Below are 13,656 nucleotides of genomic sequence, written 5' to 3' on the forward strand. Positions count from 1 at the left end.
TGTGCATTCTCATTCCAAAACATCATCCAGGGTAAAACCTGATTTTGACAGATTCTCTGGTTTAAGTACTTTGACCAGCTTTTTATCCTCCATGATTCCTAAATGCTCATTGGCTTCAAACACTGTGCAACCTTTTGCTTTCATCTCTTTGGACAACTCCGACGCTTTGTTATAACCTATGTATGGACTTAAAACTGTGGTAATTGCAGGACTTCTGAACAGTTGCTCCTTACCGGCACCCGACTTTACTTTTAATCCTTTGAAAAGATGCCTGCATAAAGTATCATCAGCAGCAATCAGCAACTGTAAACTTTCCAGGATTGAATGGCCAATCAAAGGTAAATATGCATTCAGGTCAAGGCATCCCTGGGCCGAAAGGGAGCTTACCAGCATATCATTGCTATAGATTTTGTGAGCCGCTGATACCACGAACTCCGGGATCACTGGATTCACTTTCCCCGGCATGATGCTGCTTCCTACCTGCTGTTGAGGGATCTGAATATTACCGGTAGAAACGAGGTCAGAAGCCAATAACCGTATATCCGATACCATCTTTTCCAGGTTTACAGCATGGGCTTTCAGGATGGCATGGACTTCAACGAATGAATCAAGGTTATTGGTGGTATCCTGAAGATTCTCCCCACGGGTTACCGGAAGATTGGTAATTCGTTGCAGGATCGGGATAACTTCCATGATAAAATATCTTGGGGAACCTATCCCTGTCCCAATGGCGCTGCCCCCCAAGGTTTACCACTTTTATACGTTCAAAACATTTGGAAACCCTCCACCAATCACGTGACAAGGCATCACTATACGTAGCAAAAAGCTTACCATAAGATGAGGGTACGGCTTCCTGCATTTGGGTATAGGCGATGCGCAATTCATTCCTGTTTTCTGATTCTACTCTTTCAACTTCCTGGCGTAACAGGTTGATTTTATCTTCCAGCAGGTTTAACTGCCCCATTACTGCTATTTTCAATGCAGTAGGGACTACATCATTAGTGGATTGATAGATATTGGCAGTTTCAATTGGGTCAACCAGCGTGTAGTCCCCTGGAATTTTTCCCAATTTTATCAATACTGCATTACTGATGATCTCATTCACATTCATATTAATACTCGTCCCGGCACCTCCACTAATGGCCGGAATGATAAACTGATCGAAATAATCCCCCTGTGATAATTGATCAGCTACCGATGACATAGCCTCCAGGATTTCTTCAGAGGGCAATGTAAAAGGCATCTGTTTGTCACCATATTTCTCCCTGATGGCTTTCCCAAACCCCGAAACAGCCTGGTAACAGGCAAGTTTTACTTTCCCCATTGCCTTATACCATTCCAATGAAAAAGGAGTCCGGTCAGGGAAATTCTGCATTGCTCTCATGGAATGAATGCCATACAATACCTCTGCAGGGACATCCATTGAGCCTATTGAATCAGTTTCTCTCCTTGTTTTGGGTTCGGGGTCCATAGTTTGTTGATCTTAGAGATTCAAATCAATTCTCAGGCAGGAAAAGGAATTTTGATGAAACGGAGCCATAATCGGTCTTTAGCCTGCAGAAATACACCCCGGTTCCAGGCCGGCTATTATTTTCAGTGGTTCCATTCCAGTAGATTTCATATCTCCCTGCTGAAACAGTGGAATTTCTTAATCGCCTGATGATATTCCCCTTGATATCCAGAATGCTTACCTCAGCCAAACCGGCAACAGGAAGGGTAAATGATATCTTCATATTGGAAGCCATCGAAGGATTGAATGGATTAGGGGCCAGAGAGAGCCCGGGGTTCGCCGGTTTCAATTCAGAATTTCCAACCTGTATATCATCAAGGCTGATCTTATAGGCAGATCTGCCATAAGTCCCGGCTACCAGGGTGCGGGTGGGTACATGAATCTTTAAGGCAGTCACCGGAACATTCCCGATCCCTTCAGCAGAAGCATACCAGTTGGCCCCGGTATCCCTGGTAAAGAATACGCCTGCATCGGTTCCCACGATAATAGTCTTATCCAAAGGATCAATAGCAATGGCATTTACAGGAAGCTGCGGGAGGTTTCCACTGATATCTTCCCAGGTCTGCCCTTTGTTCAGTGACCTGAAAACATATGGGATAGGTTCATCCCACCTGAATCCTGAGTAGGTTACATATAAGATGTTATCATCATCCGGATCCGTGGCAACCCGAGTTACATAGCGATCAGGCAAACCATTGGTTATATTGGTCCAGGTAAAGCCTCCGTCTTCAGTGATATGAACCAGTCCATCATCAGTACCGGCCACTACCTGGTCAGAATTCACCTGTGAAATTGCAATGGTGGAAATCGTATGCCATCCGCTGCCATCAGGACCTTTGGTAAGATCCTCCGACATGGCTACCCAGCCATATCCTCCAAATTCAGATTTCCAGACTCTTTGGGTTCCCAAATAAAGAACATCTGGGTCAAGCGGATGCATAGCAAATGGCATAGACCAGTTTTTGCGGTCGCCGGACATATCATTGGGAATAATATAATTGAAGCTACTCCCGCCATCCGTCGACTTACACAGCCCTCCATTCTGCCATTCAGCATAAATGATATCCGGTTCATTATAATTCACCAGACAATAGAATCCATCGCCTCCTAAAATAGAATTCCATTGATGGATATTCCCGGCAAAAGTTTTGAGGGTATTATTATCCTGTGTTCCCCCATATAACCTGGTTGGATTTTGATAATCTACTTCCACTTCATAAAATTGTGTCAGCGGAAGCTGGTAGAATTTCTGCCAGTTCACTCCCAGGTCATAACTCTTGAATAAACCTCCGTCATTTCCTTCCAGTATTCTCCCACTCACAGGGTCGATGGTCATTGCATGGTGATCCACATGAATATTTCCAATATCATATCCGGCAAGTTTAATCCAGTTATCACCGGCATCATCGGTTCGCCATAATTCAACTCCCATCACATAAGCCCGGTTGGCATTGGCCGGATCAACCCTGATCTGTCCGAAATACCATCCAAAATCACTATTCATACCCTGTAAGGCTGCGTCATTTGTCTGGGTCCAGCTTTGACCCCCATTTACAGTTTTAAATACATCTACTGAATAAATATTATCACAGAATGCATAGACCATATCCGGGTTGGTCGGAGCTATTGCCAAACCAATTCTTCCCATCGGGTAAACAGGCAAGCCATTGGTGAGTTTTTGCCAGCTATCGCCTCCATCCACCGATTTATAAATCCCTGAACTATACCCGAATGATCGGCGATAATTCAAGCCTCTTCTTCTTTCCCACATGGCAGCATAAAGAGTACCCGGTTCACTGGGATGCTGAATAAGATCAATACCAGAAGTGCTATCGGTTACAAATAGTTTTTTCTGCCAGCTGGCACCCCCATCATCACTCCTGTAAATTCCCCTGTCAGGACCGGGAGTGAACAGATTACCGGCAGCAGCGGCAAATACCCGCTGAGGATTTGAATAATCAACAATAACTCTTCCAATGAAAGCAGATCTTTCAAGCCCTATATGCGACCAGGTTGCACCAGCATTGGTACTTTTATAAATTCCATTTCCAAGAAAACTGAATGTAGAAGAGTTGGCTTCACCAGTCCCGGCATAAACGATATTACTGTTCGTAGGATCTATAGCGATATCACCCATCGTGAGTACAGGCTGATCATCAAAAATACTCTCCCAGGTAAGGCAATTATCGGTTGATTTGAGGATCCCTCCGGTAGCTGCAGCGATATAAACAACTGTTGAGTCATCAACAGGAACTTCAATGTCCGTAAGGCGTCCCCCGATATTTGTTGGACCGGCTAATTGCCAACCCGACCTGGACCTGGGGGCCTGGGCTCGCAGCACCTGGGCTTGCATGAATCCTTCCAAAATAGATTCATGTTTTATAGTCCCATGAGGATAAGCCCTTTGTGAACTCATCCAATCAGCAGGATATGTCTCTCCTTTTAAAAGTGGAATGGATTGATTGCTATCAGTTGCCAGGTAGGCAAAAGCTACTATTAGGAAACACCCGATTGTGATCAATGGGAACAGTAGTCGTTTCATATAGGTTGTTTTCAACAAAGGTATAAAACCCAAGGCATCTGTAGAAGAAATCTATTGAAATAGAAATGGAGGTGATGATTCTTTTTCAACCTAAGAGATCAGATTGTATCTTTAACCTCCAATATAAAAAGATATGCAATACAGGTATCTCGGATCATCAGGACTTAAAGTGTCAGAAGTCTGCTTTGGTGTTATGACCTTCAATGGGGGAAAAAAGAGTGAAATCGGTTCTATTGAGCAACCTTTGGCCAATGAACTCACTATGTTTGCCCTTGATAATGGAATCAATTTCTTTGATACTGCTGATGTTTATTCATTGGGAGTATCTGAAACGATGCTGGGTGCAGCCTTGGGAAGCAGGAGAAAAGATGCAATTGTTGCCACAAAGGTGCGCTTCCCCATGAGTACGCATCCGAATTCTACCGGGTTATCCAGGTACCATATCATCGAAAGTTGCAATGCCAGTCTGAAAAGGCTGAATACTGATTATATCGATCTTTACCAGGTTCATTCGTATGATCCTGGCACCCCGCTCGATGAAACATTAAGGGCAATGGACGATTTGGTGAGAAGTGGCAAGGTTCGTTATATCGGTTGCTCCAATCTCACTGCATGGCAAACGATGAAGTCGCTGGCGATTTCCGAAAAAATGAACCTGGAGAAATTTATCACAACACAGTTATACTATTCCATCGGGGCCCGGGATATCGAGCATGAACTTATTCCCTTTTGCCAGGATCAGCAACTTGGCATCCTTTGCTGGAGCCCCTTATCAGGTGGATTTTTCACCGGCAAATACACCCGAAGCAATCGTTTGCCCGAGAATTCACGACGCAGCCAAAGAGAAGCTTCTACCTTGAAATACTGGGCTACTGATGAGGAAAAAGGTTTTGAATTGTTAGATGTGATAGAATCCCTTACTTCCAAATACCAGAAAACCATTGCACAAATTGCTCTTAGATGGGTTCTGCAACGTCCTGCTGTTACATCTGTTATCATTGGGGCATCCAACCTCAACCAACTCAGGGAGAATACAGGTTGTTCCGAATGGCAGCTTGATGAAGAGGATATGGATAGGCTCACTGAACTGGGGAGAATGCCTGTCCCCTACCCACAAAGCCATCAACTAACCTCAGATAAGAGATAAAAACAATGATTGGTTATTAAGCGGAAATGGAAAATCTACCTGATCTTTCCATTCACGATAGCCAGAATATCCTGTTCAAGGGCAGATGCAAGGGATTCAATTTTACTTCCTTCTATCATAATTTCAGAAACATAATTCTGATCCTTTAGTCCGGAAGCATTGATCTTCACATTGAGGAAAGCACCCATCACCGCTGATCTTGCAGCCAATGCACCTACTCCGGCGTCGGTCACCGAATTCGGATTACCATGCTCAGCCATAGCCTTGATAACATCCATACTCTCATAGGAAAGCTTCATCACTCTGAATGGTATTTCAATGGCATATTTGGTGGCGTCCTGAATGGCCTGATCTCTTGCAGCTTTGGCTTCATCTGTTCCTTTTGCCATTCCGAAAGCATCCATGATCCTGTTGAAGGCCCTGGTATCCTCATCGATAAGATAGAGTAACTCATCCTTGATCTTCTGACCTTTTTCTGCGAATTGGCTAAACTCTTCCCAGCGCTCATCCCAACCAGCTTTATGGCTGGAAAGATTAGCTACCATGGTTGCAAGAGAAATACCCATAGCTCCCATTGCTGCAGATACTGACCCTCCCCCGGGTGCAGGAGACTCTGATGCGGTTTCATTGGCAAAACCTTCAAGACTCAGGTTAACGAGTTTCTTATCATTAGGGTCTTCCAGAAGATATTCAATGATTTTTTCCTGTGGGTTAAAAGGCTTCAGATCGTCCAGACCGAGTGATTTTACTGCAATCTTTATCAACTCTGATTCAGAAACTCCTAACGAGCGGTTTTGCTTCGCCAGAAAATATTTCCCTGCCTCTAAAAGTGCATTTTTCGGGATAAGTCCTACCAACTCAGAACCGGTAACGCGCATCCCCCTTTCCTGGGCTCTTTTGCAGGATTCTTCAAAAGCCATATGTACCGATGTGATACTAATATTGGTCAAATTGATTGAGACCTGGGCAATCCCATATTCTTCAATGAACCAGCCGATGGCTTTACAAGCTTTAAGAGTTCCCGGAATCCAGACTTCTTTTCCATTCTCATCTTTTTTAATCTTCCCGGTAAACGGGTTCCCTTCCCTGACAGGACGGCCTTTTTCCCTGATATCGAAGGCAACCGCATTGGCCCTGCGCGTTGAGGTAGTATTCAGATTAACATTGTAGGCAACCAGGAAATCCCTGGCTCCAACTGCTGTAGCCCCTGTATTGGCAACATGTTCATTGAATCCGGCAGGACCAAAATCCGGCTTCCAGTGTGCATCGGCCAGTTTCCTGGATAATCCTTCATATTCTCCTGCCCGATTATTGGCAAGATTTCTTCTTTCTTCAGTGAATGCTGCATTTTCGTAACAATAAACCGGGATACCCAGTTCTGTCCCTATCTTCTCAGCTAAACGGCGCGCATACTGAACAGTCTCTTCCATACTGATACCTGCGATTGGTACTAATGGACAAACATCTGTAGCACCGAAACGGGGATGTTCTCCCTTATGCTGCTTCATATCAATGAGTTCAGAAGCCTTTTTAACGGCCAGGAAAGCAGCTGCAATAACAGCTTCAGGTTCTCCGACAAAAGTGACTACGGTTCGGTTTGTTGCCGCTCCCGGATCCACATCCAATAACCTGACCCCTTCAATAGTTTCAATCTGATCCGTAATCTGTTTAATGATGGCCATATTCCGGCCTTCAGAAAAATTGGGTACACATTCAATGAGCTGTTTCATATAGTACTACAATTCAATGATTTATAGATTAACTGTTTGGAAAAGTGAGTGCAAATGTAGTGATTAGACCTTAGAGGTCAACCGTGATGCATGCAAATTTCCTTTTGAAAACCAGGGGGATTATGAGATTATTTAAATAGTACACTACAATGATTAATGCTTGGAAAAATGAATTCAAGAATCCAGAATTCAAGAATCCAGAAGTCATCAAAATAGTTGACTGAAAGAAAGGTTAGAAGCGCGTAATTTCTGTAAACCTATTTCAGGACAAGACAAGCTAAAGGTAAAGTCATTCTGAATTCTGAATTCTGACTACTGAATTCTGCCTACTGAATTCTTCAAGAAATAGAATTTTTAGACAATTTCCAGGATGATTCTAATTATACAGGAACCGTTTTATACTCCTTTTCGGTGTTTTTACAAATTCCGCTTCCTGAAGATCAAATGCAGAGAGCTTCATGTACTTTGGCATCTTATGGTTGATAACTCTCAAATGCCTTTCAAAAAGCTTATTCAGCATCACAGGAGTGATATTATTCTTCTCAATGGTTTCAGGATCCGGGAAAATCAGGGCTACAAGTTTGCCATTTCTTTGAACAACCAATGATTCTCCGACAGCAAACTGGTTATTGAGCAAGGATTCAATTTCGTCAGGATATATGTTCTTTCCATTAGCACCGAGAATCATACTCTTGCTTCTGCCTTTGATAAAAAGGTTGCCGTCTTTATCCATTAACCCCAGGTCCCCGGTATGCATCCAGCCCTCTTCATCAATAATCTCGCGGGTTAGCTCGTCATTTTTATAGTAACCCCTCATTACATTTTCACCTCTGACTAATATTTCACCAGGGATGGAAGCAGGTTTGGATGATTCAATTTTCATTTCGAGGGTATCAACCGCGATGCCGGAGGATCCGACTTTAAGTTTATCCCAACTTATGTAACTGATCAATGGTCCGCATTCAGTCATACCATATCCAACAGTAAAAGGAAATTTCATTTTTCTGAAAAACATTTCTGCTTCGTGGTTGAAAGGGGCTCCTCCAACAACAATTTCCCTGAAGTTTCCACCAAATACTGCCACCAGTTTCTCCCGAATTTTCTTAAGTATAACATCTTTGATACCAGGGACATACAGCAACAGTCGCATATGAAATTTCCCAATTACAGGCACCAGTTGTTTCTTGAAAATTTTCTCAATTACAAGCGGCACCGAAAGAATGAGTGCAGGCTTGATCTCCTGGAAAGCGGACATAATAATCTGGGGTGTGGGCGTCTTTGTCAGGATCGTTACACTGCAACCCAGAGTAAAAGGAAAAAGGAATTCAAAGGCGCAACCAAATGCATGGGCCAGTGGAAGGAAAGATACTATTCTGTCGCCGGCATTCAAAGGCATATTACGCTGGGCATAACGGATATTGGCAGCCAGGCTGTTGTGTTCAAGCATTACCCCTTTAATGAATCCGGAGGTTCCTGACGTATAACTGATCACTGCTAACTGATCATTAGCAATGGCAGGAAGACTGAAGGAAGATAACTCTGTTTTACCCGGCGAAGAGGGATGATGCTCAAAGAATGCCTGGTCCAAAAGTTTATCATTTGAAAAAAGAAGTTTGAACTCATTAATTGATATACCTCCTTTTAGAGCTTTTAAATGCTGAGGATCCAGTTTTTGATAGATGGATTCATCTGCAAAAAGCAAAACTGCATCTGAATGAATGATAATCTGGTGCAGATCAGCAGGTTTAAAATCAGGGAGAACAGGCACAATCACAGCTCCATAAGAAGTAACAGCCAGGTATATCATACCCCAGCGTGCCGAATTTTTACCAAGCAGCACCACTTTGTCCTGTGGTTTAATCCCGGAATCTTTCATCAGGCGGTGGAGGCATAAAATATTGGAGGCTACATCCGCATAAGTATATGATTCTCCCTTAAAATCAGATAATGATGTATTCTCCCAGTTCTTTTTGATACCTTCTTCAAGGTATTGGACAAAGTTTTCTTTTAACATCTTGGCTGAATATTCTGATCGTTAATCCTGTGAATTAGATTAACAAATGTAATCAAATTATATAGGAAAGATCTATTGCCAGGAAAATGGCATAATTAAACTTTATAAAATTATTGCATAAAGTGAACAAAGATTATAAAAAGTTATCTAAAACTATTGTAGCTGAGGCAGTTCACCGGAAGGTCTGGATCCATAGTAGCTATACCATGTAATATATAGATAGGCGATCAAAGGAACCAGCATTGCAAGGGCCATACTGCCATTTTCAGCAATCAGGCCCATGATCGGAGTCCAGAAAGCTCCGCCAATAATGGCCATTACAATCATGGAACCCCCAATTTTGGTATAAGGCCCCAGGCCTTTGATCCCAAGGGCAAAGATAGTCGGGAACATCAACGACATAAAGAAACTGGTGAGGAAGATCGCCCACAAACCAACCCAACCAGGCATTACAACACTTACCAGTACCAATAGCACATTAATAATGGAATAGAGTCCCATTAGTTTATGAGGTTGTATGTTTTTCATGAGCAGAGTGGCCGAAAACCTTCCAAGCATAAAAGCCACAAGGGTGCCGGTAAGAAAATAACCGGCTATTTTTTCATTTTGTCCGGTATAGTCCTGCACATACTGAATAAAGAAACTCCAGGTCCCTACCTGTGCACCCACATAGAAGAACTGGGCGATCACGCCTTTCACAAAATGAGGATAACGGAACAAGTGGGTGAATTTAATCTTATTGCCATTCTTTACATCGGAATCACCATCATCAATGTGCGGGAAGCGGGTCTTCATGATCAGGAAAGCCATCAGTAAAGTGACTCCTGCCAGGACAAGATACGGAGTTACCACTCTCATGGTTTCATGCTGAAGGTATGAGGCATATTCACCAGAAACCTTCATTGCTTCAACTTTTGTTTCATCATGTTCAATCCCGGAAAAAATAAAGACTGTACCAATTAATACACCTGTTATTGATCCGATGGGATTAAATGCCTGTGAAAAATTCAACCTTCTCTCAGAAGATTCAGGGTTTCCGAGGACAGTTATAAGAGGGTTAGCACCGGTCTCAAGAAATGCCAAACCAGTAGCAATCACAAACAAGGCAAATAAAAAGAATCCATACTCACCAATCAAAGCAGCCGGCCAAAAGAGAAAACAACCAAATCCATAAAGAAACAGGCCAATTACGAGCCCTGTCTTATATCCAAATCGTCTCATGATCATAGCCGCCGGCATAGCCAAAAGAAAATACCCCATATAAAAGGCTGATTGAATCAATCCTGCCTGAAAGCGGGTAAGTTCAAATGATTTCATAAATTGCCTGATGAGAACATCGTTCAGATTATTGGGGATGCCCCAAAGGAAAAATAAGCTGGTGGTAAGTATGAAGGGAACAATTAATCCTGATGCAATCAGTTTCGATGATTTATTTTCAGATAATGCCATAAAAGGATGAATTTACCAGAGACCGGATCCGATTAATTATTGACTTGTTATGATGGCCTGAAGTACTATTATTAAGCAGCTTTTGGACCGAATCATTTTCATTTGTAGGATTAACCTTCAAACTACAAAGATGATGGAAATAATTTTAAAAAAATGACCTTCATTATATTTTTACTCCTCTTCTCCTTTTAGTGAAAAGAGTCCAGGGTTTAAAAGCCTGGTTTGGAATTATTAAGAAAAACCCGCCATAAATCGCAATGCATGCGAAATATGACGGGTTCCCATTAATGATCTTATACCTTTACTTCTTGATAAAAATCGAGGTTACCGATTCCTGATTATTGATCGTCTGGCGAATAAAATACACCCCACCAGAAAGTGCACCAATTTGGAATGGTACAGATTGCTGGCCGGAAACAAGAGGGTAAATCCTTGTTTTTACTACTTCTTCTCCCCTGGAATTTAATATCTGAATTTTGAGTACAGCAGGGTTCTTTGACCAATAATCAATGATCACAATATCCTCGGCAGGATTAGGCCTTGGTTCGCTGATCCTGATTTCTTTACCGGGTAATTCTCTTATCCCAACATGGCAGATTTCGCATTGTTGAAAACAAACCGCTGAAGTTGTAGTATCCTCAATAGGTACAACAAAATACCGGTTAAAAACACCATTTCCGTGATCAATACCACATAATTCAGGAACCAGTTCAGCTTCTTCCCAGGTGGCTCCATTAACAAATTTATACTCTACCTGGAATCCTTCCATGAGCAGTATATTGGCTTCATAAATTCCATCTCCAACAAGGGTCATTGCCGTTAAAGCAGGATCCCAGCCCTGGAAATTTCCTGCAATGTGAACACCCTCCGGAGAAATAACATGTTCCTTTAAATCAACCCTGAAGGTAACAAGAGAGCTATCAGAAGGTGCCTGGCAAGAAGTACAACTTGAGAAGCATACTGCCCCTGTAATTGTATCAATAGCGGGCACGGTAATCTGGCGGTTGAATCCCCCTGAACCATTGTCAACTCCGCATTCTGCAGGCACTATTTCTTCCCCTTCCCAGGTTGCTCCGTTAATGAATTTATATTCATGGACGGTACCAGCTCCTAAGATTATGGTAACAGTATATATTCCATTCCCGCTCTCCGTCATCTGGGTAGTATCAGTATCCCAGCCCTGGAAATCACCCACCAGGTGAATACCTTCAGGAGATACCGTATCATTTGACATATCAACTTTGAAAGTTACATTAATAGGATCCGGAGGGGGAGGACAATCTTCACATCCGGAAAAGCATACTTCAGGTAAAGAAGCACCGGTATTCCCAAGATTCAGCAAACGGTTAAAACCGCCTGAACCATTATCAACACCACATTCGGCGGGAACAAACTCTGCTCCGTCCCATGTGTTTCCATTTATATATTTGAATTCATAGCTAGTGTTTTCCTGCATGTTGAGAGTAGCCATATAAACACTGTTTGATATCAGTTCCATCGGTGTCGTTTCAGGATTCCAGCCCTGGAAGTCCCCCACAATATGAACCCCGTCAGGTGAGACAGTTTGCTGGGAAAGGTCTACCCAGAAAGTCACTGGCACCAATGCTCCGCATGGGTTACAGCTTGAAAAACAAACAGCCGGAAGGATTGGAGTTGAAGATGAAACCGTCAAAGAACGGTTAAACCCTCCGGAACCATTGTCAACACCGCAGTCTGAAGGCACAATTTCTGATCCTTCCCATGCATCACCGTTGATAAACTTATATTGATGAATGGTATTCTCTTCAAGGTTGACAGTAACGGAATATATATTGCCTGATGTTTGAAGCATCTGAGTACCACCGGGATTCCAACCCTGGAAGTCACCAGCCAGGTGAACACCGGCAGCTGACACTGTTTGCTGCGACATATCTACCTTGAAAGTAACCGGTACCATGGCTCCACATGCTGTGCAACTGGAGAAACAAATAGCCCCAAGCACGGTATCATTGGAAGGTACTACTATAAATCGGTTAAATCCCCCGGAACCATTGTCAGCACCACAAACTGCAGGAACTGTTTCTTCTCCTGCATAAGTATTTCCGTTTAGAAATTTGTATTCCTGGTACCCCCCGCTTTGAATAGGCACAGTAACTGTGTATACACCATTACCAACTGGTGACATTGGAGTTCCACTTGTATTCCATCCCTGGAAATCACCCACAAGATGAACTCCATCTGCTGAAACAGTTTGAAGAGTCATATCTACCTTGAAAGTAACATTCACATTGGAAGTATTGTAAGAGAAATTGTAATTCAATCCTCCATTATTATTGATTTTGATTGAGTAGAGGTCAAAATCTGCTGAAGGTGTTGCAACAGTTGTTGAGAAAATATAATAACTGACCGAACCGGTAATGGCAGGAATAACAGCTGTACCAGAAGCACCAGTCACAGTTACCGGTAATAGGGTTGATGTTGAAAAACCATCATTTGAATATCTGAGGTAGAAGATTTCCTCAGCTGAAGGGTTCCCTGTGAGAGTCACTGTTACAGTTACTGCTTGTCCGGGTGAAACCTGGCCGGCAAGGGGACTTTGGGTAACATTGGTTATGGAAACAGGATCACCGGATGTCTCCATAAATATTGCCTGGGTGGAAGCATAGGCATTATCCTTCCAGTTGACGGTATACCATTTGTCATTAACAACTGTGATCTGATTATCCAGGGTACCATTATAAGTATAATTCTGGAGGGTATTCATTACAACTGTCACATCTTTCCAGGTGTTCTGCCATGGACTACCGGAGGGGCCGCTTGTGAAAAGAAATGGATAAGACCCTCCCAGCACATCACCTCCTGTAGTTGCCACTTTTATGATGGTTTGCCAGCGGGGAATTCCATTATTGATTTTTGTAACCTTGCCACCAGGGACCTGGGTATAACTGGCCAGTGCCAGAGCATTTACAGGAGGATTAGTCCAGGTATTCCAAAGGCCTGGCATATTAAGTCCTTCTGGCTCCCAGATTTGGGCGGGCAGTTCCCGGGAGGTAAAAAACATGGTAAGAAAGAATACAGGAGTTAGCAAGAATAATTTTGCAATTCCAGGGCATAGATTTTTTTTCATAGCTGCTTCTTAAATGATGGAAGAGATCCTAATAATTCTATTAAACGAAAACCAAGGAACTCTTTTTAGAATTTAGTGTTTTGCTTGTTTGGCTGATGGTATTATATAAATTTCAATGAATGGGTTGAGTGTAGATAAAGATATCCATTTAATTTGAA

The 13,656-nt window shown here is 42.8% G+C and carries 6 protein-coding genes and 1 pseudogene; 1 reads left to right on the forward strand and 6 read right to left on the reverse strand.

Translation table 11 applies throughout. The annotated features are described in order from the left end of the window. Window positions 1–9 precede the first annotated feature (9 nt). Both IPH84_07590 and IPH84_07595 read right to left on the reverse strand, forming a co-directional pair. Window positions 10–1,471, reverse strand: a pseudogene (locus IPH84_07590) (aspartate ammonia-lyase). Between the two features lie 25 nt (window positions 1,472–1,496). Then, window positions 1,497–4,052 (reverse strand): hypothetical protein, encoded by a 2,556-nt coding sequence (locus tag IPH84_07595; protein ID MBK7173084.1) that lies wholly within the window; start codon window positions 4,050–4,052, stop codon window positions 1,497–1,499. A 133-nt stretch (window positions 4,053–4,185) separates the two neighbouring features. Here IPH84_07595 and IPH84_07600 point away from each other — a divergent pair, with 133 nt between their 5' ends. Further along, the gene (locus IPH84_07600) at window positions 4,186–5,199 is read left to right on the forward strand and encodes an aldo/keto reductase (GenBank protein ID MBK7173085.1); all 1,014 of its coding nucleotides are present in this window, start codon (window positions 4,186–4,188) and stop codon (window positions 5,197–5,199) included. Window positions 5,200–5,234: 35 nt separating this feature from the next. On the opposite strand, the gene ftcD is transcribed toward IPH84_07600, so the two are convergent. The 4 genes from ftcD to IPH84_07620 all read right to left on the reverse strand — a co-directional run bounded on the left by ftcD (window position 5,235) and on the right by IPH84_07620 (window position 13,498). After that, a complete protein-coding gene (gene ftcD / locus IPH84_07605) occupies window positions 5,235–6,929 on the reverse strand; it encodes a glutamate formimidoyltransferase (protein ID MBK7173086.1) in 1,695 nt (564 codons plus the stop codon). A gap of 376 nt (window positions 6,930–7,305) precedes the next feature. After that, entirely contained in the window at window positions 7,306–8,943 is a 1,638-nt protein-coding gene (locus tag IPH84_07610; GenBank protein ID MBK7173087.1) for an AMP-binding protein, read from the reverse strand. A 153-nt stretch (window positions 8,944–9,096) separates the two neighbouring features. Continuing rightward, complete coding sequence (fucP, locus tag IPH84_07615; protein ID MBK7173088.1) at window positions 9,097–10,392, reverse strand: L-fucose:H+ symporter permease; 1,296 nt, start codon at window positions 10,390–10,392, stop codon at window positions 9,097–9,099. Between the two features lie 301 nt (window positions 10,393–10,693). Then, entirely contained in the window at window positions 10,694–13,498 is a 2,805-nt protein-coding gene (locus tag IPH84_07620) for a hypothetical protein (protein MBK7173089.1), read from the reverse strand. Window positions 13,499–13,656 lie beyond the last annotated feature (158 nt).

The organism is Bacteroidales bacterium (assembly GCA_016707785.1).
Lineage (GTDB): Bacteria > Bacteroidota > Bacteroidia > Bacteroidales > UBA4417 > UBA4417.

Bases quoted from the DNA above. Each gene is read 5' to 3' on its own strand.
- IPH84_07595 (MBK7173084.1), bottom strand. From the start codon at position 4,052: ATGAAACGACTACTGTTCCCATTGATCACAATCGGGTGTTTCCTAATA.
- IPH84_07600 (MBK7173085.1), top strand. From the start codon at position 4,186: ATGCAATACAGGTATCTCGGATCATCAGGACTTAAAGTGTCAGAAGTC.
- fucP (MBK7173088.1), bottom strand. From the start codon at position 10,392: ATGGCATTATCTGAAAATAAATCATCGAAACTGATTGCATCAGGATTA.
- IPH84_07610 (MBK7173087.1), bottom strand. From the start codon at position 8,943: ATGTTAAAAGAAAACTTTGTCCAATACCTTGAAGAAGGTATCAAAAAG.
- ftcD (MBK7173086.1), bottom strand. From the start codon at position 6,929: ATGAAACAGCTCATTGAATGTGTACCCAATTTTTCTGAAGGCCGGAAT.
- IPH84_07620 (MBK7173089.1), bottom strand. From the start codon at position 13,498: ATGAAAAAAAATCTATGCCCTGGAATTGCAAAATTATTCTTGCTAACT.